Below are 22498 nucleotides of genomic sequence, written 5' to 3'. Positions count from 1 at the left end.
CATCTCAGGTGCTGCCCGCCGTGAACCGTCGATCCCTGCTCGCCCTGCCTGCGCTGCTCGCCGCCTGTCCCGCCGCGGCGCAGGCCGACCGGCTTCCGGTCGTGGCCTCCTTCTCGATCCTCGGCGACATGGCGGCGCAGATCGGCGGCGATCGCATCGCCCTGCGAGTCATCGCCGGTCCCGATGTCGATGCGCATGGCTTCCAGCCGCGGCCTTCCGACGTCGCCGCGCTGCGTCAGGCGCGGCTGGTGCTGCGCAACGGCCTTGGCTTCGATGCCTGGATGGATCGGCTGGTGGCAGCCGCCGGCTTCCGCGGCCCGGTGGTAACGGCGACCGAGGGCATCACGCCGCGCGCCATGGCCGGCCATGCGCATGACCATGGCGGCGCCGGGCGGCGGCAGTCCCACAGCGTCGGCCCGCGCAGCGTGCCCGACCCGCATGCTTGGCAGGATCTGCGCCTCGGCCAGGTCTATCTGCGCAACATCGCAGCCGGGCTGATTGCCGCTGATCCGCCGGGGGAAGCGGCCTATCGCCGCAATGCGGAGGGCTATGCCGCCCGCCTCACGGCGCTCGACACCTGGGTGCGCGCGCAGGTCGGCACGGTGCCGCAGGATCGCCGCCGCGTTGTCACCAGCCATGACGCCTTCGGCTATTTCGCCGCAGCCTATGGCATCGAGTTCCTCGCGCCGCAGGGCGTCTCGACGGAAGCCGAGCCCTCGGCCGCCGACGTCGCCCGGCTGATCCGCCAGATCCGCGAGCAGCGCATCACCGCTGTCTTCCTCGAGAACATGGCGAACCCCGCGACCATCCGCCGCGTCGCGGCCGAGGCGCGGGTGCAGGTCGGCGGGCGGCTCTATGCGGATGCGCTGTCCGCCCCCGATGGCCCGGCCCCGACCTATGAGGCGATGTTCCGCCACAATGTCGGGCTGCTGGTGCCGGCGATGCGGGGCGAAGCGGGCTGATGCGGGCATTGGTGGCGGGGCTTCTGGCCCTCGCCGTGCCGGCCGCGGCGCAGGATGCGTCCACCGTGCGCTTCCCGCAATTCAGCGCCGAGATCGACATGAGCATGATCGGCGTCGGCACCACCGCCGCGACCGATCGCGCGCGCACCGGCACCTCCGTCTTCCTGTTCGGCGAGGTGGCGATGGGCCTCGCGCTGACGGAGAACGTCTCCCTCCAGGGCGTGCTCGCGACGGAGCCGGTGGGCGAGGGGGATTCCACCGGCGGGTTCCCCGATGGCGGCGTGATCGGCTTCCGGCGCCAGGCGGTTTTCCTCGAACAGTTCTATGCCGAATGGAAGCCCGCTGACACGCTGACCCTGCAGGGCGGCATCCTCGTCGCACCCTTCGGCCGCGGCTATCACGACTTTCCCGGCATCCTGACCGCGATCCGCGCGCATGAGGTGTATCTGGTGGACCAGTCGCTGGGCGCGGCCGGCACCTGGACATATCTTTCCAATCCGCGCTTCGGCGAGCATGACATCTCGGCCGCGGTCTTCACGCTCGACCGCACCTTCCTGACCGGCACCTATGTCACGTCGCGCCGCTGCTGCTCGGAACGCTACGAACGCTACAACCGCAACACGGCGGCGCAGGGCGGGCCAGGCAACAACGGCACCTTCAACAACGGTGTCGTCGCGCTGGACGGCGACCGCATCCCGTTTCTGCCGGGCTTTTCCTACCATCTCGCCGTGATGTCGCTCGCGCCAGGGTCGGACGGCACGGCGCGCGAATGGGGCTATGCCGCCGGGCTGCGTTACGAACACCGCTGGGACAGCGACCAGGCGACGCTGGTCTTCGCCGAAGGCGTCCAGTTCCGCGACGCCGGCGGCCGCCCGCGCGTCGAGGTCGAGACCACCTCGATCGATGCCGATACCGGGGAGGACATTTCCGGCACGGCGGAGACGACGCTGAGCGACCGCGTCACCTTCACCACGCTCGGCATCCAGCATCGCATCGGGCGCTGGCGCGCCACCGCCGCCTGGCAGCAGCTTCGTCGCAAGCGCAGCATCGACCCGGTGCCGGCGGAGAACTGGTACGAGGCCTCTGTCGGGCGAGAACTCGGTTCCGGCTTCGGCCTCGATCTCGGCTATCAATATGCGCGCTATGTCGATGAGGAGAACGGCAGCCGCGGCACCTCGCACTCCATCCTCGTGCGGCTGCGTTACACCAGCGGCTTCTGAGGGCATGCTCCGGCCATGAGGCCGGAGACACCGTCGCATTGGCTGCATCCGCGCGACATCGCGCAGGCGCGCGAGGCGCAGGCCGAGATGGCTGCGCGCCTCGTGACCACGGACGATGTGCCGGCGCGCATCCTGCGCATCGGCGGCGCGGATGTGTCGAACACGCGCTTCGATCCGGCGAAGCGCGTCCATGCCGCGCTGGTGACGCGTGATGCCGCGACGGACGCGCCCATTGCCTGCGCGACGGAAACGCGCATCGCCGATTTCCCCTATGTCCCCGGCTATCTCGGCTTCCGGGAGGTGCCTGCGCTCGCCGCCGCCTGGGTGCGGCTGCGCGTGAAGCCGGATCTGATCCTGGTGGACGGGCAGGGCATGGCGCATCCGCGCGGCCTCGGCCTTGCCTGCCATCTCGGGCTGGTGCTCGGCGTGCCGACGATCGGCGTGGCGAAGTCGCTGCTGGTCGGCGCCGGCGAGCCCGGCCCCGAACCTGGCGACACCGCGCCGCTACTGTGGAAGGGCACGCACATCGGCACTGCGCTGCGCACGCGGCGCGGGGCGAAGCCGGTCTATGTCTCGATCGGGCATCGCGTGTCGCTCGCGACCGCCGTCGCCATCGTGCTGGCGGCGACGCGCGGGCGGCGCCTGCCCGCGCCGATCCGCGCCGCGCATGATGCGGCCAATGCGGCGCGGCGTGGCTTGCCCGCCGATGACGAGCCGCCTTAACTGGTCGCCGTCACATCAACGAAGATCGTTCCGGGAAACGCCCATGACACAGAATGACGCGCCTCGCCGCGCCTTGTCCCGCCGCGCGGCACTCGCCCTTGGCGCCGGCCTGCCGCTGGTGGCTCGCGGCGCCGCGGCGCAGGACCTGCCTGCCCGCCCCGTGCGCATCATCGTGCCCTACACGCCCGGTGGGACCACCGACATCGCCACGCGCCTGGTCGCCGAGCCGCTGTCGCGCGTGATCGGCCAGCCGGTGGTCGTGGAGAACCGTCCCGGCGCGAACAGCATCGTCGGCGCCGCCGCGGCCGCCACCGCTGCACCGGACGGCACCACGCTGGTGATGGTGCTGCCCGCCCATGCCGCCAATGCCACGCTGCAGGCCGGCAAGATGCCGTTCGATGCGATCACCTCCTTCACGCCGGTCAGCCTGGTGGTGCAGGCGCCGCTGGTGCTCGCCGGCAGCAAGCACATCCCGGCCGAGGATTTCCGCGGCTTCGTCGAATACATCCGCGCCCGCCCCGGTCGCGTGAACTACGGGTCGAGCGGCATCGGCGCCACCGCGCATCTCGCCATGGAGCAGATGCGCCTACGCCTCGGCCTGACCATGGAGCACGTGCCCTATCGCGGCACGCAGCCCGCGCTGCAGGACCTGATGGCCGGCAATATCGGCCTGATGTTCGACACCTACTCCACGCTGAAGCCGCAATTCGAGGCCGGCAACGTCCGTCCGCTCGGCATCGCCACGCTGACGCGCCCCGACTTCGCGCCGGAGCTGCCCACCATCATCGAAGCCGGGTTGCCCGACTTCGCCGCGAGCTCCTGGTGCATGCTGCTCGCCCCCGCCCGCACGCCGGATGCGGTCACCGAACGCATCGCGCGGGAAGTGCACGCCATCGTGCGCGAGCCGGCGATGACGCGACGCCTGCAGGATCTCGGTTTCGTCGTGGAAGGGCGCCCACCGGCGGCGACCGGGGCGTTCCTGAATGCCGAGGTCGCGCGCTGGGGCGAGGTGATCCGGACGGCGAATATCCGGGTGGAGTAGGAGACTGGAGGGGCGCTGCCCCTCCAGGCCACCCCGCCAAAGGGCAGTGCCCTTTGGAATGCCATCCATTGGCGCTGGGCGGCGCTGTCAGGATGGGCACCGAAGCGCGCTGCCGCGCCGTGCGGCGATGCGGCGCGCCTGTTCCGCCCGGTGCCAAGTCCCGGCTTGCCAAATGTCACTGGCATTTGGTGGGGAGGTCCGGAGGGGCAAAGCCCCTCCGGTCGCTCATCGCTTCAGCGCGTCCTCCACCCTGTCCGCCAGCGTCGCGATCACCTTCACCCGCGCGTGCAGCTTGTTGTCCGCCTCGACCAGCGTCCACGGCGCGATGCCGGTCGAGGTGCGTTCCACCATCTCGCAGACCGCCTCCTCATAGGCGTCCCACTTCTCCCGGTTGCGCCAATCCTCGGCGGTGATCTTGTGCTGCTTGAAGGGTGTGGCCTCACGGTCCTTGAAGCGGCGATGCTGCTCGTCCTTGCTGGTCGCCAGCCAGAACTTCACGACCACCGCGCCATGGTCGGCGAGCTGCTCCTCGAAATCGTTGATCTCGGCATAGGCGCGGCGCCAGTCATGCTCGGCGGCGAAGCCCTCGACGCGCTCCACGAGGACGCGCCCGTACCAGGACCGGTCGAACACCACCAACCGTCCGGGCTGCGGCACATGACGCCAGAAGCGCCAGAGATAGGGCTGCGCGCGCTCCTCCTCGGTCGGCGCCGCGACCGGGACGATGCGATAGGCGCGCGGGTCGAGCGCTGCGCCGAGCCGCCGGATCGCGCCGCCCTTGCCGGCGGCGTCATTGCCCTCGAACACCGCGATGACGCTGATCTTGCCGTAGCGCTTGTGGCGCGTCGCGCGGGCGAGCCGCCCCTGCGCCTCCGCCAGCGCCGTCTCGTAATCCTCCCGCGACATCTCCTGCTTCAGCGTCAGCGCGCGGATGACGTTGACCTTGTCCGGCAACGGAGCGGGCGCGACGGCCGGCGCCGCGGATGCCGGCTTCGGTGCATCGAGCCGCGCCCGCAGCGCGCCCAGCAGATGCCGCCCGACGAACAGCGCGCGATACCGGTCATCCGCCGCCGGCACCACGGTCCAGGGTGCATCGCCGGTCGAGGTTGCCCGAAGGAAGGGCTCGCAGACCTCGATGAAGTCGTCGTAGCGCTCGAACAGCGCGTGGTCGTAGCGGCTGACCTTCCAGGACGTCTCCTTGTCCTTCTCCAGCGCCTTGATGCGCTTCTTCTGCTGCGTCTTGGACAGATGGAACCAGTATTTGATCAGCAGCACGCCCTCGGCGGCGAGCATGCGTTCGAGGCGCAGGATCTCCTCGATCCGTCCGGCGAAGCCGCCCGCGCCGAGCTTGCCCAGCACGCGTTCGAGGATTGGCACGGTCTGCCAGGCGCCGAAGAACACGCCGATGCGTCCCTTGGGCGGCAGCGCCTTCCAGAAGCGCCACATCGGTGGATGCGCGGCTTCCTCCTCGGTTGGCAGCGCGAAGCCGGTGACCTCGATGAAGCGGGGGTCCATCCACTCGCTCAGCAGGTGGACCGTCTCGCTCTTGCCCGCGCCCTCGACGCCGGCGATCAGGATCAGCACGGGGAAGCGGCGCTGTTCGCCCAAAGCGCGCTGCACCTCCAGCAAGGCGCGGCGGAGTTCCGCCTCCTCCCGCTTGTAGTCCGCCTTGGCCACCTGGTGATCGAGTTCGGCCGCTTCGAACATGGCGTGTCGTCCTGCCGACGCTGCACTGATCCATCATGGTGCATGAAGCGCCTGCGGCGCCATAGCGCGGCCTTCACCCCGCGCGCGGATGCGCTTTCTTCCAGGTCGCGAGCAGCCCCGCGGCATCCACCGCCGTGTATCGCTGCGTGGTGGACAGGCTCGCATGGCCGAGCAGTTCCTGGATGGCGCGTAGATCCGCCCCGGCACCCAGCAGATGCGTCGCGAAGGAATGGCGCAGCGCGTGCGGCGTGGCGTGCTCCGGCAGCCCGGCCAAGCGGCGGAACTCCCGCAATGACTTCTGCGCCACCGCCGCATCCAGCCGCTTGCCGCGCGCGCCGAGGAACAACGCTTCGTCCGGCGCGCCCGGCCCACGATGGCGCAGATACTCCGCGACCGCCGCGCGCACCGTCGGCAGCACCGGCACCAGCCTTTCCTTCGAACCTTTGCCGATGACGCGCAGCGCCGCGTCCTGCCCCAGCAGCGGCGCGTCGCGCAGGTCGAGCGACAGCGCCTCCGCGATGCGCAGCCCCGCGCCGTACAGCAGCGCGAACAGCGCAGTGTCGCGCGCCGCCTGCATCTCCGGCCGCTCATGCCGGCCGAGCGAATGGACCTCGCCGACCTCCCGCGCGACGGCGCGGGCCTGGTCGGGTGTGAGCGCGCGCGGGATGGGCGGCTTCGGCCGCGGGCCGCGCAGCGCGCCGAGCGGCAGTGCGGCCATGCCATGATGGCGCGTCAGGTAGCGCAGGAAGCCCCGGATCGCCGCGAGCCGTCGCGCCCGCGTCGCCGTGGAATCGCCCTCCATCGCCCGTTCCGCGAGGAAGGCGCGCAGATCCGGCGGGCGCAGCGCGCCGAGCGCCGCCAGGTCCGCCTCGCCGCCCAGGTGACGTGTCAGGAAACCGAGGAATTCGGCGGCGTCATGGCCATAGGCTTCAAGCGTATTGGCGCTCGCGCGACGTTCGCGGGCCAGCCAGTCCAGCCAGGCTGTGCGTGCCTGATCGCCCGTCATCGGGTTCGGCCCGCGCACAGCGGGGCGGGCGAGGGATCGGCACCGGCCCGCACCCCCACCCGGCCACCCAGTCCAGGATATTGTCGTTGGGTGACCGGGTGGGGGTGTGGGCTGGTGCTGCCCGTCATCATTGACGCGACAGCGCCGCCGAGACGGCGCGGCCGAGGAAGGCGAGGATCGCCACGGTCTGGCGCATCGGCAGCGCGGCCGGGTCGCGCGCGCCCACCGCGATCAGCGCCGGCGGACCCACCGGTAGCGGCACGCGCGCCAATGCGTCGCGCACCACCAGCGGCGCCGCCTCGGCATGCAGCAGATCGACATCGGTCGGCATGGTGCGCACCACCGCGTCGCGGCCATGGCCGACCAGGCGCGTCACCGCGCCGCGCGGCAGGCGGATCATGGCGGCGGGCAGGGCGCCGGGACCGAAGCCGGGCTCGGCCGCAAGGGTGCAGGTCTCGACGCCGAGCAGCGCGGGGATTTCCTGCGTCACGGCTTCCATCACGTCCTGGGTCCGCATCAGCGCCAGCACGGCGAGGCGCACCCGCACCGACAGGGCCGCGCCGGCGCGCCCGGCCTCCAGCGCAGCATGCACTTCCGATTCCATGGCGCGGGCGCGGCCGCGTTCCGCAACGAGCATCGCCGCCATGTGGTCGGCGAGGTTCTCCCCATGCAGGCGCCGCGGCGGCACCAGCACGCGATAGATGTCCGGACGTTCGGACAGGAAGCCCGGATGCATACGCAGGAAGGCCTCGACCTCCTCCGCCTGGAGATCCGTTGACGGGACAGCCTGGGCGGGGAGGGGCGCGGTCATAGGATGGATTGTCCCGTCTTGTTCCAGTCGGCCAGGAAGGCCTCCAGGCCGCGATCGGTCAGCGGATGCTTCAGCAGCATACGGATGACGGATGGCGGAAGGGTTGCGACATGGGCACCGAGCTTCGCTGATTCGATCAGATGGATCGGGTTGCGGACCGAGGCGACCAGAACCTCGGTCTTCAGGGCGGGGTAGTTGCGGTAGATCTGGACGATGTCCGCGATCAGCCGCATCCCGTCGGTCGAGATGTCATCCAGCCGGCCGACGAAGGGAGAGATGAAGGTGGCACCCGCCTTGGCGGCCAGCAGCGCCTGCGCGGCGGTGAAGCAGAGCGTGACGTTGACCATTGCGCCTTCGCCGGCCAGCGTGCGGCAGGCGACGAGGCCCGCTTCGGTCAGCGGCACCTTCACGCAGACATTGGGCGCGATGGCGCGCAGCACGCGGCCTTCCGCCAGCATGCCGGCCGCGTCCGTCGCGGTCACTTCGGCGCTGACGGGACCCGGGGTGATGGCACAGATCTCCGCAATCACGGTCTTCATGTCGCGGCCGGATTTGGCGATGAGCGACGGATTGGTGGTGACACCATCGACGAGGCCGGCCTCGGCAAGGGACCGTATGTCGGCAACCTCGGCGGTATCGACGAAGAACTTCATGCTGAGAGACCTTCCAGGGGCAGATTGCGGCGTGTTCGGAACGAAAGCCGTGCGCGGGATCACAGTGTAACCCATGGTGCATGCAAATTTGGAGCGGACGGAGGACACGTCGTCTCTTGTTCCGCGCGCGGCACGGCTGCGCGTGCTGCTGCCTTTGCCGCTGGCCGATGCTTACGACTATCGAGCTCCGGCGGGCGTGCCGGTCGCCCCCGGCGCCTTCGTCGTCGTCCCGCTTGGCCGGCGCCAGGCGATCGGCGTGGTGTGGGACGGCGCGCCCGACCCCAACCTGCCGGAATCACGTCTTCGTGACGTCGAGCAGTTGCTCGATGTCCCACCGATGACCGCGACGCTGCGCCGCTTTGTCGACTGGGTCGCCGCCTACACCTTGAGCCCCCCCGGCGCGGTGCTGCGCATGGCGATGAGCGCGCCCTCGGCGCTGGAACCGCGCGCGCCGCAGGCCGGCTGGCGCCGCGCATCCCGACCGCCCGAGGGCGCACGCATCACCCCGCCGCGTCGCCGCGTGCTGGACCTGCTGGCCGATGGCGGCGCACGCGCGGGGGGGGAGATCGCCGAAGCCGCCGGCGTCGCCCCGGCCATCCTGCGTGGCATGGCCGATGCGGGGCTGATCCAGCCCGCCTTGCTGCCGCGCCGCCCGGTCTTCGCCGCGCCGGACCCGTCGCATCCCGGCCCGGTCCTGGGTGCCGAGCAGGACGCCGCGGCGCGCGCGCTGCGCGAAGCGGTGGACCGGCGCGCCTTCTCGACCACGTTGCTGACCGGCGTGACCGGCTCGGGCAAGACCGAGGTGTATTTCGAGGCGGTCGCCGCCTGCATCGCGCAGGGCCGCCAGGCGCTGGTGCTGCTGCCGGAGATCGCGCTCTCGGCGCAATGGCTCGACCGCTTCCGAGCGCGCTTCGGTGCGGCCCCGGCGCTGTGGCATTCCGAACTGACCTCCCGCACCCGGCGCGAGACCTGGCGCGCGGTGGCGGAAGGCGAGGTGCGGGTGCTGGTCGGGGCACGATCGGCGCTGTTCCTGCCCTTCCCGGATCTCGGCCTGATCGTGGTCGATGAGGAACACGAGACGGCCTTCAAGCAGGAGGAAGGTGTCGTCTACCACGCGCGCGACATGGCGGTGGTGCGGGCGCGGCTGTCCTCTGCGGCCTGCGTGCTGGCGAGTGCGACGCCGTCGCTCGAAAGCACCATCAACGCCGAGACGGGACGCTACGCTGCCGTGCACCTGCCGGCGCGGCACGGTGGCGCGGATTTGCCCGACGTCGGGCTGGTCGATCTGCGCCGCACGCCGCCGGAGCGCGGCCGCTTCCTGTCCCCGCCGCTGGTCGAGGCGGTGACGGCGACGCTCGCGCGCGGGGAACAGGCCATGCTGTTCCTGAACCGGCGCGGCTATGCGCCGATGACGCTGTGCCGCGCCTGCGGGCACCGGATGCGCTGCCCGAACTGCACCGCCTGGCTGGTCGAGCACCGCGCGCAGCGCCGCCTGCAATGCCACCATTGCGGCCATGTCGAAGCGCCGCCCGAGGCCTGCCCGCAATGCGGCGCGGCGCATTCCACCGTGCCGATCGGCCCGGGCGTCGAACGCGTGCTGGAGGAAGCAAGCGCCCTGTGGCCCGAGGCTCGGCGACTGGTGATGGCATCCGACACCATCCCCGGCCCGGCCGCCGCGGCCGCCGCCGCGCAGTCGATCCAGCGGCGGGAGGTCGATCTCATCATCGGCACGCAGATCGTCGCCAAGGGCTGGCACTTCCCGCACCTGACGCTGGTGGGCGTGGTCGATGCCGATCTCGGTCTGGCCGGCGGGGACCTGCGCGCGGCCGAGCGCACCTTCCAGCTGCTGCACCAGGTCGCCGGCCGGGCAGGGCGGGAGGAGCATCGCGGCCATGTCCTGCTGCAATCCTTCGCCCCCGAGCATCCGGTGATGCAGGCGCTGGTCTCGGGCGACCTCGAGGCCTTCATGGCGGCCGAGGCGGATGACCGCCGCCCGGGCCACTGGCCACCCTTCGGGCGTCTCGCCGCGCTGATCGTCAGCAGCGAGGACGAACGCGCCGCCGAGCGCACCGCCCGCGACCTCGGCCTCGCCGCGCCGGGCGGGGAGGGGGTGGAGGTGCTCGGCCCCGCCCCGGCGCCGCTGGCGATCCTGCGCGGGCGGCACCGGCGCCGGCTCCTGCTGAAGACGCGGCGCGACATCGCGGTGCAGCCGCTGCTGCAGGATTGGCTTGGGAAGGTTAGCGTGCCGGGCAACGTCCGGGTGCAGGTGGATGTCGATCCGGTGGGCTTCCTGTAGCGGTCTCGGCCTGGCCGCGCTGCTGTTCGGCGCGACGCCGCGCGCCGCAGCCGAGGAAGCATGGCTGCCCCGCCTTGCGCTGTTCGATGGCCGCTTCACGGTGGCACCCGCCGGCCGCCTGGACCTCGATGCCGGATCCTTCGCCGGGCAGGAGGTTCGGCCCGGTTTCCAGAGCAACGTCACCGTCCGGCGGGCGCAGGTAGGCGTGCTCGGGCAGATCCTCCACGACCTCGACTACGTGCTGCTGTGGGATTTCGCGCCGGGCTCGCCGGGCGCCCAGCCGGATGGCGGGCGGCTCTACGAGGCGCAACTCGGCTGGCGGGTGTCCGAGGCGGTGACGGTGCGCGCGGGCGTCTTCACGCCGCTGCACACACTGGAGGTGTCAGGCGGGTCCTTCACCCAGATGTTCATGGAGCGTGCCTCGATCATCCAGATCGCGGCCAGCCTGGCCTCGGGGTCGAGCCGCATGGCCGCGGGTGTCGAACTACACGGCGAGACATGGTTCGCCAGCGCCTACGGTACCGGCGGTGTGACCGCGCCGCCGGCCGAGGGCAGCGACGGTGACGATCGAGAACGCGGCATCGTCGGCCGCGCGGCGTTGCAGCCCTTCGATGGACCCGTCCGCGTGCTGTTCGGCGTCAACGGCGCGCTGCAGGCGCAGCCGCGCAGCGCCGGGCAGGACGCCGTGCGGCTGCGCGACTATCCCGAACTACGCATCTCGCCGAATCGCTTTCTCGACACGCGCAGCATCCCGGCCGGGCAGGCCTGGGCGGTGGGGCCTGAACTGTCGGGCATGATCGGGCCGCTGCATTTCGCCGCCGAGTACCAGGCGATCGGCGTCGATGCCGACAGCGGCGGGACGCGGCATTTCTCCGGCTGGTATGCGGCGGCGTCCTGGCCGTTGCTGGGCGCGCCGCGGCGCTGGGATGCGCGGCGCGCGGCGTGGGTGAAGCCAGAGGAAGCAACCCTCGATCCCGCGGCCGGCGCCTGGGGCTGGCTGGAACTGGCCGGGCGCTACAGCCGGGCGGACCTCGATGACGGCCCGACGCGCGGCGGCGTGCAGTCGATCTGGACGGTCGGGCTGAACTGGTATCCGGCCGACCGTGTCCGGGTGACGATGCAAGGGGAGGTCGGGCGGATCACCGGCCATGGGCCCGACCGCCCGTTCCAGGCGGTCGGCTGGCGGATCTCCTTCGCGCCCTGACCGCGACCGTTACCGCGCCTGCCGCACCCCCATCGCGATGGTGCGTTCATCCATCCGCGGGTCATGCGTCAGCCCGCGCCGCACCGCCCAGGTGTTGACGTACTGGATCAGCTGGATCAGCGGCTCCTCCTCGGCGTAGAGCGCGACCGCCTCATGCCAGATCGCCTCGCGCCGTTCGTCGTCGAGCGTGGCGGAACCCCGCGCGGCCAGCGCATCGAAGGCCGCACCCGAGAAGCGCGCATTGTTGTTCGCGCCGGTCAGCAGCTGGCGGTTGTTCGTCGCCAGCGTGTTGATGAGGAAGTTCGACCCTTCGCCGGTGGAACTGCCCCAGGCGGCCATCTGCATGGCGTATTCGATGCGCGCGCGGCGCGGCACGAAGGCGGTCCAGGGCAGTGCCTCGACCTGCACGCGCACGCCGATGCGCGTCCACATCTGTGCGATGGCCTGGGTCAGCCGCGCATCGTTCGGCCAGCGGTCATTGGGCGTATGGACGGTGACGCGGAAGCCGTTCGGATAGCCTGCCTCGGCGAGCAGGCGCCGCGCGCCATCGGGGTCGAAGGCGCGCGGGCGGACATTCGCATTGTAGCCGAAGGCGCCTTCGGGCAGCCATTGCGCGGTCGCGGTCGCAGCCCCTTCCATCACCTGGTCCACCAGCGCCTGCCGGTTGATCGCCATCGACAGCGCGCGGCGCACCCGCACGTCCTTGAACGGGTTCACCGGCAGCGGCGTGCCGGCATTGTCGGTGATCAGCGGCGTGCCGCCGTCGCGCGAGTAGTCCGGCGCCATGTAGACGGTGCGCGTGCTGGCGATCTCGGTAACCGTGACGCGCGGCTCGCGGCGCAGGCGGGCGAGGTCGGAGGTCGGCACCTGCTCGATCACGTCGAGATCGCCGGCCAGCAACGCCGCGGTGCGCGCCGCGTCATTGTTGACGATGCGGTAGTTCACCCGTGCCCAGGGCTCCGCGCCACCGAAATACGCCTCGTTGCGCGCCAGCTCGATGCGGTCGCCGGAGCGGTAGGACACCAGGCGATAGGGCCCGGTGCCGACGGCGGCACGGCCAGTGTTGTAGTCGTCGGAACTCGCACCTTCCGCCGCGTGGCGCGCGATGATGGACACCGATGCGAGGTCGAGCGGCATCAGCGGATGCGGCGCGGCGGTATGCAGGCGCAGTGTGTGCGGGTCCACCACCTCGACGCGGGTGATGGCGCGCAGGAAGCCCTGGAAGCCGCCCGGGCTGTTCGGCACGTTCGGCACGCGGCCGAAGGTGAAGACCACGTCGTCCGCCGTGAAGGGGCGACCGTCGTGCCAGGTCACGCCCTCGCGCAGCTTGAACTCCCACACCGTGTCGGAGACGACGCGCCAGGACGCGGCGAGCGACGGATGCGGGCGCGCCCGGCCGTCGCGTTCCACCAGCCGGTCGAAGATGTGCATGGTCAGCGCGTTGTTCGGGCCGACATTGTGGAAATGCGGGTCGATGGTGGTGACCGGCGAGGCGGAGCCGATCGTCAGCGTCTGCGCCAGGGCGGGCGGGGCGAGGCAGGCGGCCAGGGCCGCGGCCAGCGCCGCGATGCGGGCGGGGCCGCGCGGGCGAGGATTGGTCATTGGTCGTTCCCGTTCTTGTGGCCCGCGACGGGTGGCCCCGGCGGGATGCCGGGATCATGGCACAGGCACCAGATGGGGAAAGCACCCCCGGGCCGGACGGGCGGCCTCAGCCGCCCGGCCTGCTCAGCAGCAGGGCGCCGAGGCCGCCTGGCGCATCGCCCGCGAACAGGGTGATGCGCAGCGGTGGCGCGCCCGCCTCGATATCGAGGAACAATTGCGGCTGGCGGTCCACCCGGCCCTGCCGCAGCGGCGGGGCGCCTGGCGCGCCGATGGCGAAGCGGATCGCCGGCAGGCCTTCCCCCGGCAGAGGCATGAACCGCAGGCGCCAGCGGCCTGGCGCCGCCGTCGCGAAGCTGCCCCAGGCGCGGCGTGGCGCGCCGCCGGCCGACAAGGCTTCCAGCCAGATCGCCGCATAGCCATCCGGCATCAGCCGCGGCATCCCATGCGGGCCGGCATAGTCCATGTCCTCGGGGTCGAGCACATGCACCTCCCGGCCGGTGATGCGCTCGGCCTGCGCCGCGAGGTGCGGCAGGCGCAGATGCTTGCCGAGCCGCTGGCGCTGCGCCCAGGCGATGCCCCGCGCGTGTTCCTGCCGTTCCCACAGCGGCGCTGGGCGGAACGCCGGCTTGGGCGAGCCCGCGAGATGCAGGACCCAGCCGCAGCGCCAGTCATGCGGCTGCACGCCGATCGGGATGTAGTTGAACCCGGCTTCGAGCTCGGTGATCGGATGGCCGGCCCGGCGGGCGACGACATTCATCAGGTTCTGTTCGATCAGCGTACCGGCAAGGACGCCGCGGCCGAGCTCGTCGAGCATGTGTAGATGGGCGCGCGACAGCACCATGACGCCGGCGTTGAAGTAGGTTTCCGGCGGGAAGGGCGCGCCGCCGAGGAAGGCGACGGATTGCTCGGTCAGGTGCTGGCGGTCGATGCGCCGGCCCTCGGGGAAGGCGCCGACCGCGCCCGGCGGCACCAGGGCGAAGAGGTCCGGACAGTGCGGGCGGATGACGAGGTCCGAATCCATCAGGATGAAGCGGTCATATTCGGCCGCGACATCGCGGGCGGCGGCCTTCAGCAAGGCCAGGGGCAGGCCCGGCGCGTCGTGCAGCAGCCGGAGGTCCGCGCCGATGGCAGCGGCATAGGCGGTGATGCTGGGGCCGCTGATCTCCCATTCCGCCTCAGCCTGCCGCCCGACCACCATGACGATGATCGCCCGCTTGCCGGCCGGGGCCGGCAGCGGTGCGGCAGCGCGGCGAGGACGCAGGGCGAGCAGGTTCGGCGCGGCTTCCAGCGGGTCGCAGCCGTGGTCGAGAGTGTCGGCCGCGGCCCGCGCCGCGCCGGTGAGAAGCAGCAGCCCGCCCGGATCGAGCAGGTCCGGCGCGGCGGCGATTGCCTCCGGTTGGTTCAGTAGCAGCGCGTCGGCGCGCAGTCCCTCCCGCGCCGCTTCGCGCAGGGCGGCGGCCGGGTCCGGCAGCGGCGCGCGTTGCCGGAGGTGCAGCAGGCGATCCTCGGGCAGGTAATCGCGGAGTGCCTGCAGGAGGCCGGGACCTTGGGCGATGGCCATCACCCAATCTGCCCCGATCCGCCGCCCCGCATGGAGCAGCGGCCGGGCGGCCGGGCCGGACCAGGCGGTCAGGAGGCGGCGCGCGTCGGGTGCGTGGCGCGCGATGCTGTCGGCGAGCGTCGTCGCGTCGGGGAAGGGGGTCATCGGCGCCGGCACTGTGACCTTCGGCCCGATGCTAGGCATCAGGCCGCGAGCGCACGGCGCGACCGCGCCCAGATCGACCGTCGTGCCCCGCGCGACAGTGCAGGGCGCGAAGGCAAGGCCGGCGGATGCCGGCCGCCCGCCGTTTGAGGGACCAGATATGGAGCCAAGGCTGACGACCGCGAAAGGCGGTCGTCAGCCTTGGCGTTCGACCATCAGCTTCTTGATCTCGCCGATCGCCTGCGCCGGGTTCAGCCCCTTCGGGCAGGTCCGGGTGCAGTTCATGATGGTGTGGCAGCGATACAGCTTGAACGGATCTTCCAGCGCATCCAGCCGCTCGCCGGTCGCCTCGTCGCGGCTGTCAGCGATCCAGCGATAGGCCTGCAGCAGCACTGCCGGGCCGAGGTAGCGGTCGCCGTTCCACCAATAGGACGGGCAGGCGGTCGAGCAGCAGAAGCACAGGATGCATTCCCAGAGGCCGTCGAGCTTCGCCCGTTCCTCCTTGGACTGCAGGCGCTCGCCATCGGGCGGCGGGGGGGTGTCGGCCTTCAGCCAGGGCTCGACCGAGCGCAGCTGCGCGTAGATCTGCGACAGGTCCGGCACGAGGTCCTTCACCACCGGCATGTGCGGCAGCGGGGAGATGCGGCAGTCGCCCTTCACCTCGTCGATCGGCTTGAGGCAGGCCAGCGTGTTCAGCCCGTCGATGTTCATCGAGCAGGAGCCGCAGATGCCCTCGCGGCAGGACCGCCGGAAGGTCAGCGTGGAATCCACCTCGTTCTTGATCTTGATGAGTGCGTCGAGGACCATCGGGCCGCACTGGTCGAGATCGATCTCATAGGTGTCGGTGCGCGGATTGGCGCCGCCATCCGGATCCCAGCGGTAGATCTTGAACGCCTTGACGTTCTTCGACCCGGCAGGCGCCGAGTAGGTACGGCCCTCGCCGACCGTGGAATTCTTCGGAAGCGTGAACGTCGCCATCGGTCGGGATTCCTCAGTACACGCGCGGCTTCGGCGGGAAGACCTGCACTTCGTTGGTCAGCGTGCGCATCTTCACGTCGCGGTAGTCGAGCGCCACCGCATACTTATCGTCCACCCGCGCGAGGGTGTGCTTCATCCAGTTCACGTCGTCGCGCTCGGGGTAGTCCTCCTGCGCGTGGGCGCCGCGGGATTCCTTGCGGGCATCGGCACCGTGGACGGTGGTCAGCGCATTGCCGATCAGGTTGTCCAGCTCCAGCGCCTCCATCAGGTCGCTGTTCCAGACCAGGGAACGGTCGGCGATCTTGATGTCGGCATAGCCGGCAGCGACCTTGTCCATCTTCTCCACGCCCTCCTTCAGCAGTTCGGAGGTGCGGAACACCGCGGCGTGGGTCTGCATGGTACGCTGCATGTTCAGCCGCAGTTCGGAGACCGAGGTGCTGCCCTTCGCGTTGCGCACGCGATCGAAGCGATCGAGCGAGGCCTCGCCGGCCTTGGGCGGCAGCGGCGCCTGGGAGGCACCGGGCTTGAGCGTTTCGGCGGCGCGGTGCGCGGCGGCGCGGCCGAACACCACGAGGTCGAGCAGCGAATTGGTGCCGAGCCGGTTGGCGCCATGCACCGACACGCAGGCCGCTTCGCCCACCGCCATCAGGCCGGGCACGACGCGGTCCTGGTCGGCGGCGGTCGCGGCCAGCACTTCGCAGTGAATGTTCGTGGGGATGCCGCCCATGTTGTAGTGCACGGTCGGCAGCATCGGGATCGGCTCCTTCGTCACGTCCACGCCGGCGAAGATCTTCGCCGTCTCGGAAATGCCGGGGAGGCGTTCGTGCAGGATGTCGGCACCCAGGTGTTCGAGGTGCAGGTGGATGTGGTCCTTCAGCGGACCGACGCCACGCCCTTCGCGGATCTCCATCGACATGGCGCGGGACACGACGTCGCGCGAGGCGAGGTCCTTCGCCGTCGGCGCGTAGCGCTCCATGAAGCGCTCGCCCTCGGAATTGGTCAGGTAGCCGCCTTCGCCGCGCGCGCCTTCCGTCACCAGGCAGCCCGAGCCGTAGATGCCGGTCGGGTGGAACTGCACGAATTCATTGTCCTGCAGCGGCAGGCCGGCGCGCAGCGCCATGCCGCCGCCATCGCCCGTGCAGGTATGCGCCGAGGTACAGGAGAAGTAGGCGCGGCCATAGCCGCCCGTCGCCAGCACCACGGTCTGCGCGCGGAAGCGGTGCATCGACCCATCTTCCAGGCACCAGGCCATGACGCCGCGGCAGACGCCTTCCTCATCCATGATGAGGTCGAGGGCGAAATACTCGACGAAGAACTCGCAATTATGCTTCAGCGACTGCTGATACAGCGTGTGCAGGATCGCATGGCCGGTGCGGTCGGCCGCCGCGCAGGCCCGCATGGCGGGTTCCTTGCCGTAATGCGTCATGTGGCCGCCGAAGGGGCGCTGGTAGATCTTGCCGTCCTCGGTGCGGGAGAACGGCACGCCGTAATGTTCCAGCTCGATGATCGCGGGCACCGCCTCGCGGCACATGTATTCGATGGCGTCCTGGTCGCCGAGCCAGTCCGACCCCTTCACGGTGTCGTACATGTGCCAGCGCCAATCGTCCTCGCCCATGTTGCCGAGCGCGGCGCCAACGCCGCCCTGCGCCGCGACGGTGTGCGAACGCGTCGGGAAGACCTTGGTGATGCAGGCGGTCTTGAGGCCGGCCGCACCCATGCCGAAGGTGGCCCGCAGGCCCGCGCCGCCGGCACCCACCACGACGACGTCGTAGGTGTGGTCCACGATGCGGTAGGCGCCGTTGGAAGGCTTGCTGATCGCGTTCATCGCATCCGTCTCACTCGTTCCGCGCCGCCGGGGATGGCACCCCGGCCCGCGATGCTGTCGTCAAGCTAGGCGGTCTTCGCAGCCCCGCCAGGGGTTGTTCAGATCGCGATCCGCAGCACGGCGAGGGTCGCCGACAGCCACAGCAGGAAGCAGGCACCCTTGATCGCGAGCAGCGTGCCCATCTTGGCCATCTCGCCGCGCACGTAGTCCTCGACCACTTCCTGCAGGCCGTGGGCGGTGTGATGGAAGGCAGCGGCCAGGAAGGCGAGCAGCAGCACGGCGTTGAACGGCCGGGCGATCCAGTTGGTCGCCTCCAGCCAGGTGGCGTCGGGCATGCGCGCGAGCGCAAAGACCAGCCAGATCGTCAGCGGCAGCAGCGCGATCGAGGTGACGCGCTGCATCCACCAGTGGTGCGTGCCCCCCTTTGCGGCACCGAGGCCGCGCACGCGGCCAAGCGGAGAGCGGAGGGAACGTATCGTCGGCGCGGCCATCGGCGTCAGATCCAGGTAATGAGCATGATGAGCCAGGTCAGCGCGGTCAGCGCCGCGGTGCCGATCAGCACCCCCCGGCCGGTCAGGTAGGTGGTCGGCAGGTCGAAGCCGCGCCCGCTGTCCCAGTACAGGTGCCGCAGCCCGTTCAGCGTGTGGTACCAGGCCACCGCGGTCAGCCCCATCAGCCCGATCACGCCGACGAAGGATCCGAAGAACCACTGCGCCCCGTTGAAGGATGCCTCCCCGGCCGCCGCGGCGACCAGCCACCATACCAGGAACACCAGGCCGATCGCCCAGAGCACGCCGGTGATGCGGTGCGTGATCGACAGCGCCGAGGTGATCTGCAGCATGTCATACGCTTGCAGATGCGGCGACAGCGGGCGGCGGACGAGGGTGCCGTCCGACCGGCGCCCGACCATCACGGCCTCCCGCGCGTCGGTGATCTTCGACATGGGTCCGTAACTCCAGTGGGCCGCCCGCCCCGATCCCCGAACCGGGGGGCGGCCTTTTCACGCGCTCTTGTATGGTGCGCCGCAGGAGAGCGTCAATTCCGAGACGGGCGCGACCTGGCCGGGGAACGGTTCAGCTGCTCATGGCCGCGGCGTTGACGATGCCGACCGCGATCGACACTCCGGCCTTCACGATCGCTCCGGCGGCCTCGTTGCGCTGTTCCATCGCCGCCCGCCAGCCGGGGCCGAGCAGGCGCACCACCACGAAGAAGCACAGCAACTGGGCAAGCACCGCCACCACGCCCCAGACCGCCGCATCCAGCAGATTGGCCGAGTTCGACACCGATGCCCCGATCGGGATCGCCATGCCGATCAAGGCACCGGACAGCGCGACCGCGGCGGCCGTGTTGCCCTGGCGGATCAGCGCCACCTCGTCCTGCGGGGTGATGCGGCAATAGGCCCAGCCCCCGACCCAGACCAGCGCGACACCGGCGATGAAATGCGTCAGGAACCCCGGCAGGGTGGCGAGGCTGGTCATGGCGTTCTCCTTGGGCGAACCGACATTATTGGCCCGATGGGCGGCGTCGGGCGAGGAGTGTAAGGCGCGACCGCGCCCAAGCCGCCGGCCCCTTGGCGCCCGCCGTCGGGGCCGGTCATGGCGTCCACCCTCGGCGAACCGGCATCATCGGCCCGATGCGCCGCATCGGGCCGGGAGCGCACAGCGCGACCGCGCCCAGACCGTCAGCCGCCCCCGGCGCATCAGCGCATGGCGCGAAGGCAAGCCGTGCGGATGCACGGCGCCCGCCGTTTGAGGGGTCAATCAAAGTTGAGGGATCAATCAAAATAATGCGGCACGAAGCGGCTCGAATCGCGGGTCACCGGCGTCGCATCCTCCCGGATGCCGAGCCCGCCGGGCTCGCCGGCGATGATCCAGGACCCGAGCACCGGATATCGGCCGGCGAAGCACGGCAATTCGGCATATTCCTGCCAGACCCGTGGCTGGTCGCCATAAGGGCCGTCGGTCTCGATCCCCGGCGCGGTGATGTTAGCCCCCTCCCGCCCCCAGAGCGGCTTGGCGATCTCCGGCCGGCCGGTCTTGCCCGGTTCCAGATGCGCCGCCAGCAGGTTCGGGTGGTTGGGGTTGAGGTGCCAGAGCAGGGAGAGGAAGGCCTTGCTGGCCGGGATCAGGCGCCAGGCCGGCTCGATCCAGCGGGTCGGCGCCTTCGGGATGTTCGCCCCGAACGCCTCCCGCAGCAGCCAGTCCCAGGGGTAGAGCTTGAACATCGCCTCGATCGGGTTCTCGTCGGGGTCGGTGAAGACCTGCCCGTTCCAGCCGATCTCCTCCATGGCCAGGAAGGGGGCTTCGAGCCCCGCCTGGATCGCCGTGTCGCGGAGGTAGTCGACGGTGCCGCGGTCCTCGATGCTCTCGGCGTCGCAGCTGAAATGGACGGTGGGCGGCAGGCCCATCGCGCCCCAGGCGGCGATCAGCCGTTCGTGCAGGGAATTGAACTGGTCGTGGAGTTCCGGCCCGCGGCCCTCCTCCAGGCATTGCAGCCATTCCCACTGCACCACCGCGGCCTCGAACAACGCGGTCGGGGTGTCGGCATTGTATTCCAGCAGCTTGGGCGGCCCGGTGCCGTCCCAGCGCAGGTCGAGCCGGCCGTAGAGCGAGGGTTCCTGCCTCTCCCAGGATCGCGCGACGATGCGCCAGGCGCCGTCGGGGATGCCGAGTGGATCGTTCAGCCCCTGGCGCACCGCGTAGTCCACGGCGGCGCGGCTGATCCGCTCGATCTCGGCGGTGGCTTCCTCGAGCGTGCCGATCTCGGCCTCGGCGAAGCGGTAGCAGGCGCTTTCGTCCCAGTACGGCTCCCCGCCCACGTCGGCGAAGGCGAAGCCCATGCGCCGGGCGCGTTCCCGCCGGTCGGGCCGGGGGTCGAGGCTGCGCCGTTCCACCCTTCAGGACCCGGAGGAGGAGAAGGAGCGCGAACTGGACCCGAATCCGCCACGCGAGGAGACGGTGGTCGCGTTGCCGCGGAACCCGCTGGAGGCGATCAGGGCCGATCCCCCCGTCGTGCTTCCCGACCGCCCGCTGCGCCCGAAGAACCAGGACGATCCATGATAGCCGGACCTGTAGCCGGAGGAGGAGGAGGTCCGCGCCGCGGCGCAGATCTGTTCGGCATCGGGGCGATTCTGGGCACGGGCTTCCTGGCATTCCCGCTGCCGGTTCTCCCGGTTTGACCCCGGCCCCATGAGCATGGCGGCGCCGCCAAGCATCACGCCGCCGCCCAGCAGCACCAATGTGATCGTGCGCGCCATTCGCATGAAACGAATGTTAGGCTGGCGAGGCGTTGACGGGAAAGCATCCTGCGCGCAAGCGTTGTGATGAATTTCACAGGCCAGGGTGGAACCATGTCCGCCGAAACGCCCCCCTCCGCCGGCATCGGCCAGGATGCGCGCATCATCACGCTGATCGGGACAGGGCATTTCCTGTCCCATTTCTATGTGCTGACGCTGCCGCCGCTGTTCCTATTCTGGCGGGAGGAGTTCGGCTCCTCCTTCGCCGAGCTCGGGTTGGCCGTGGCGCTGATGTCGGGCACCACGGCGCTGCTGCAGACACCGGTCGGCTTCTGGGTGGACAAGCATGGGGCGCGCTCGGTGCTGGTCGGCGGCACGCTGCTGATGGCGCTGTCGGTTTCGGCGATGGCCTTCGCGCCCGGGATCTGGGCGATCTGGCTGCTGGCGATCCTGTCCGGGGTAGGCAATTCCGTGATCCACCCGGCGGACTACGCGATCCTGGCGGGTTCGATCGACAAGTCGCGCATGGGCCGCGCCTTCGCGCTGCATACCTTCACCGGCAATCTCGGCTTCGCGCTAGCCCCGCCGGTGGTAGCGCTTCTCGCCGCCACCATGGGATGGCGCACGGCGCTGCTGCTGGTGGGGCTGTTCGGCGTGCCGGTCGTCATCGCCATCCTGGTGCAGAGCCGTATCCTGCGCGACCAGCCCAAGGCCAAGAAGGCGGAGGGCGGGCCTACGGGCCGGCAGATCCTGCTGTCGCGCCCGATCCTGCTGTTCTTCGGCTTCTTCATGCTGTCCTCGATGGCCGGGTCGGGCATCCAGGCCTTCGTCATCACCGTGCTGGGCAAGCTGTGGGGCACGCCGGTCGCCGTCGCCTCCATGGTGCTGACCGGCTACATGATCGGTGCGACATCCGGCACGCTGGTCGGTGGCTGGGTGGCGGACAAGTCGAAGCGAAACCTGATCGGCTTCGTCTTCGTACTGACCGGCTTCTCCATGGCGATGATCCTCGCACTCGGCCTGCTGCCGATGCCTGAATTCCTGCTGCCGATCGTGGGCTTCCTCGGCGGGCTGGCGATGGGCGCATCGCGCACGCCGCGCGACGTGATGCTGAAGGATGCCTCGCCCCCCGGGGAGATCGGCAAGGTGTTCGGCTTCGTTTCCTCTGGCCTGCCGCTGGGGGGCGCAGTCACGCCGGTGCCGCTCGGCTTCCTGATCGACATGGGCTACCCAATGCTGGTGCTGCCGGTGGTCGCGACGCTGCTTGGGCTGTCGTTGCTGTGCGCCGGGTCGGCGCAGGCCGAGGCCCGCAGCCGGCGGGCGACGGCCGTGGCGGCGGAGTGACGGCGCCGGCGGAAAGGGGCGAGGCCCTTCTTCGGAGTTCTCCCTTCGGCCCTCGAAAGCCTCCTCTTGGGGTCGCGCGCGGTGCACCATCCGCTGGTGCTTGCGGCAATCCTGCCGAGCGCCAAATCCCGGCATTCCAAAGTGCACTGCACTTTGGCGGGGTGGTCCGGAGGGGCGGCGCCCTTCCG

20 protein-coding genes are annotated in these 22498 nt (G+C 70.5%); 7 read left to right on the top strand and 13 right to left on the bottom strand.

Annotated features, from left to right (window positions below; translation table 11 throughout):
• Positions 1-20 precede the first annotated feature (20 nt).
• Genes AC2YHJ_RS17295 through AC2YHJ_RS17280 form a run of 4 tightly spaced genes read left to right on the top strand, consistent with a single transcriptional unit; the run spans position 21 to position 3947 of the window.
• Entirely contained in the window at positions 21-962 is a 942-nt protein-coding gene (locus tag AC2YHJ_RS17295; RefSeq protein WP_487397336.1) for a metal ABC transporter substrate-binding protein, read from the top strand.
• Entirely contained in the window at positions 962-2182 is a 1221-nt protein-coding gene (locus AC2YHJ_RS17290) for a hypothetical protein (RefSeq protein ID WP_487397335.1), read from the top strand. The genes AC2YHJ_RS17295 and AC2YHJ_RS17290 overlap by 1 nt, the downstream gene beginning before the upstream one ends.
• Before the next feature lie 15 nt (positions 2183-2197).
• Positions 2198-2905, top strand: coding sequence for an endonuclease V (locus AC2YHJ_RS17285; RefSeq protein WP_487397334.1), 708 nt, complete (start codon positions 2198-2200; stop codon positions 2903-2905).
• Positions 2906-2948: 43 nt separating this feature from the next.
• Positions 2949-3947: a Bug family tripartite tricarboxylate transporter substrate binding protein gene (locus AC2YHJ_RS17280; protein WP_487397333.1), complete on the top strand. Its 999-nt coding sequence runs from the start codon at positions 2949-2951 to the stop codon at positions 3945-3947.
• Positions 3948-4172: 225 nt separating this feature from the next.
• On the opposite strand, the gene pap is transcribed toward AC2YHJ_RS17280, so the two are convergent.
• The 4 genes from pap to fsa all read right to left on the bottom strand — a co-directional run bounded on the left by pap (position 4173) and on the right by fsa (position 8124).
• The gene (pap, locus tag AC2YHJ_RS17275) at positions 4173-5654 is read right to left on the bottom strand and encodes a polyphosphate:AMP phosphotransferase (RefSeq protein WP_487397332.1); all 1482 of its coding nucleotides are present in this window, start codon (positions 5652-5654) and stop codon (positions 4173-4175) included.
• Between the two features lie 73 nt (positions 5655-5727).
• Entirely contained in the window at positions 5728-6660 is a 933-nt protein-coding gene (locus AC2YHJ_RS17270; RefSeq protein ID WP_487397331.1) for a tyrosine recombinase XerC, read from the bottom strand.
• 127 nt (positions 6661-6787) lie between these two features.
• Complete coding sequence (locus tag AC2YHJ_RS17265) at positions 6788-7471, bottom strand: hypothetical protein (protein ID WP_487397330.1); 684 nt, start codon at positions 7469-7471, stop codon at positions 6788-6790.
• Positions 7468-8124: a fructose-6-phosphate aldolase gene (gene fsa, locus AC2YHJ_RS17260; protein ID WP_487397329.1), complete on the bottom strand. Its 657-nt coding sequence runs from the start codon at positions 8122-8124 to the stop codon at positions 7468-7470. The genes AC2YHJ_RS17265 and fsa overlap by 4 nt, the downstream gene beginning before the upstream one ends.
• Positions 8125-8197: 73 nt before the next feature.
• Here fsa and AC2YHJ_RS17255 point away from each other — a divergent pair, with 73 nt between their 5' ends.
• Both AC2YHJ_RS17255 and AC2YHJ_RS17250 read left to right on the top strand, forming a co-directional pair.
• Positions 8198-10420 carry a primosomal protein N' gene (locus tag AC2YHJ_RS17255; protein WP_487397328.1) on the top strand — a complete coding sequence of 741 codons (2223 nt, stop codon included), beginning with the start codon at positions 8198-8200 and terminating at the stop codon, positions 10418-10420.
• Entirely contained in the window at positions 10395-11624 is a 1230-nt protein-coding gene (locus AC2YHJ_RS17250) for an OprO/OprP family phosphate-selective porin (protein ID WP_487397327.1), read from the top strand. The genes AC2YHJ_RS17255 and AC2YHJ_RS17250 overlap by 26 nt, the downstream gene beginning before the upstream one ends.
• 9 nt (positions 11625-11633) lie before the next feature.
• Here the strand turns inward: AC2YHJ_RS17250 and AC2YHJ_RS17245 are convergent, their stop codons facing one another.
• From AC2YHJ_RS17245 to AC2YHJ_RS17205, 9 genes are all read right to left on the bottom strand, one after another.
• A complete protein-coding gene (locus AC2YHJ_RS17245) occupies positions 11634-13226 on the bottom strand; it encodes an ABC transporter substrate-binding protein (RefSeq protein WP_487397326.1) in 1593 nt (530 codons plus the stop codon).
• A 106-nt stretch (positions 13227-13332) separates the two neighbouring features.
• Entirely contained in the window at positions 13333-14931 is a 1599-nt protein-coding gene (locus AC2YHJ_RS17240; protein ID WP_487397325.1) for a hypothetical protein, read from the bottom strand.
• A gap of 192 nt (positions 14932-15123) precedes the next feature.
• Positions 15124-15906, bottom strand: a complete 783-nt coding sequence (locus AC2YHJ_RS17235; RefSeq protein WP_487397324.1) for a succinate dehydrogenase iron-sulfur subunit — start codon at positions 15904-15906, stop codon at positions 15124-15126.
• 13 nt (positions 15907-15919) lie between these two features.
• The gene (gene sdhA, locus AC2YHJ_RS17230; RefSeq protein WP_487397323.1) at positions 15920-17731 is read right to left on the bottom strand and encodes a succinate dehydrogenase flavoprotein subunit; all 1812 of its coding nucleotides are present in this window, start codon (positions 17729-17731) and stop codon (positions 15920-15922) included.
• Between the two features lie 98 nt (positions 17732-17829).
• Positions 17830-18222, bottom strand: a complete 393-nt coding sequence (sdhD, locus tag AC2YHJ_RS17225; protein WP_487397322.1) for a succinate dehydrogenase, hydrophobic membrane anchor protein — start codon at positions 18220-18222, stop codon at positions 17830-17832.
• 5 nt (positions 18223-18227) lie between these two features.
• Positions 18228-18674, bottom strand: a complete 447-nt coding sequence (gene sdhC, locus AC2YHJ_RS17220; protein WP_487397321.1) for a succinate dehydrogenase, cytochrome b556 subunit — start codon at positions 18672-18674, stop codon at positions 18228-18230.
• Between the two features lie 130 nt (positions 18675-18804).
• Positions 18805-19209 carry a DUF350 domain-containing protein gene (locus tag AC2YHJ_RS17215; RefSeq protein WP_487397320.1) on the bottom strand — a complete coding sequence of 135 codons (405 nt, stop codon included), beginning with the start codon at positions 19207-19209 and terminating at the stop codon, positions 18805-18807.
• A 296-nt stretch (positions 19210-19505) separates the two neighbouring features.
• Positions 19506-20624 (bottom strand): glutathionylspermidine synthase family protein, encoded by a 1119-nt coding sequence (locus AC2YHJ_RS17210; protein WP_487397319.1) that lies wholly within the window; start codon positions 20622-20624, stop codon positions 19506-19508.
• 3 nt (positions 20625-20627) lie between these two features.
• Positions 20628-20987, bottom strand: a complete 360-nt coding sequence (locus AC2YHJ_RS17205) for a hypothetical protein (RefSeq protein ID WP_487397318.1) — start codon at positions 20985-20987, stop codon at positions 20628-20630.
• A 93-nt stretch (positions 20988-21080) separates the two neighbouring features.
• On the opposite strand from AC2YHJ_RS17205, the gene AC2YHJ_RS17200 reads away from it, so the two are divergent.
• Complete coding sequence (locus tag AC2YHJ_RS17200) at positions 21081-22310, top strand: MFS transporter (protein WP_487397317.1); 1230 nt, start codon at positions 21081-21083, stop codon at positions 22308-22310.
• Positions 22311-22498 lie beyond the last annotated feature (188 nt).

The organism is Roseomonas sp. SRI_022 (assembly GCF_057586215.1).
The sequence above is the reverse complement of the archived record's forward strand: the minus strand, read 5'-3'. Positions and strand labels throughout refer to the sequence as shown.

Excerpts from the sequence above, each read along its gene's own strand:
- AC2YHJ_RS17290 (WP_487397335.1), top strand. The coding sequence starts at position 962 with ATGCGGGCATTGGTGGCGGGGCTTCTGGCCCTCGCCGTGCCGGCCGCG.
- AC2YHJ_RS17285 (WP_487397334.1), top strand. The coding sequence starts at position 2,198 with ATGAGGCCGGAGACACCGTCGCATTGGCTGCATCCGCGCGACATCGCG.
- AC2YHJ_RS17280 (WP_487397333.1), top strand. The coding sequence starts at position 2,949 with ATGACACAGAATGACGCGCCTCGCCGCGCCTTGTCCCGCCGCGCGGCA.
- pap (WP_487397332.1), bottom strand. The coding sequence starts at position 5,654 with ATGTTCGAAGCGGCCGAACTCGATCACCAGGTGGCCAAGGCGGACTAC.
- AC2YHJ_RS17270 (WP_487397331.1), bottom strand. The coding sequence starts at position 6,660 with ATGACGGGCGATCAGGCACGCACAGCCTGGCTGGACTGGCTGGCCCGC.
- AC2YHJ_RS17265 (WP_487397330.1), bottom strand. The coding sequence starts at position 7,471 with ATGACCGCGCCCCTCCCCGCCCAGGCTGTCCCGTCAACGGATCTCCAG.
- fsa (WP_487397329.1), bottom strand. The coding sequence starts at position 8,124 with ATGAAGTTCTTCGTCGATACCGCCGAGGTTGCCGACATACGGTCCCTT.
- AC2YHJ_RS17255 (WP_487397328.1), top strand. The coding sequence starts at position 8,198 with ATGGTGCATGCAAATTTGGAGCGGACGGAGGACACGTCGTCTCTTGTT.
- AC2YHJ_RS17250 (WP_487397327.1), top strand. The coding sequence starts at position 10,395 with ATGTCGATCCGGTGGGCTTCCTGTAGCGGTCTCGGCCTGGCCGCGCTG.
- AC2YHJ_RS17245 (WP_487397326.1), bottom strand. The coding sequence starts at position 13,226 with ATGACCAATCCTCGCCCGCGCGGCCCCGCCCGCATCGCGGCGCTGGCC.
- AC2YHJ_RS17240 (WP_487397325.1), bottom strand. The coding sequence starts at position 14,931 with ATGACCCCCTTCCCCGACGCGACGACGCTCGCCGACAGCATCGCGCGC.
- AC2YHJ_RS17235 (WP_487397324.1), bottom strand. The coding sequence starts at position 15,906 with ATGGCGACGTTCACGCTTCCGAAGAATTCCACGGTCGGCGAGGGCCGT.
- sdhA (WP_487397323.1), bottom strand. The coding sequence starts at position 17,731 with ATGAACGCGATCAGCAAGCCTTCCAACGGCGCCTACCGCATCGTGGAC.
- sdhD (WP_487397322.1), bottom strand. The coding sequence starts at position 18,222 with ATGGCCGCGCCGACGATACGTTCCCTCCGCTCTCCGCTTGGCCGCGTG.
- sdhC (WP_487397321.1), bottom strand. The coding sequence starts at position 18,674 with ATGTCGAAGATCACCGACGCGCGGGAGGCCGTGATGGTCGGGCGCCGG.
- AC2YHJ_RS17215 (WP_487397320.1), bottom strand. The coding sequence starts at position 19,209 with ATGACCAGCCTCGCCACCCTGCCGGGGTTCCTGACGCATTTCATCGCC.
- AC2YHJ_RS17205 (WP_487397318.1), bottom strand. The coding sequence starts at position 20,987 with ATGGCGCGCACGATCACATTGGTGCTGCTGGGCGGCGGCGTGATGCTT.
- AC2YHJ_RS17200 (WP_487397317.1), top strand. The coding sequence starts at position 21,081 with ATGTCCGCCGAAACGCCCCCCTCCGCCGGCATCGGCCAGGATGCGCGC.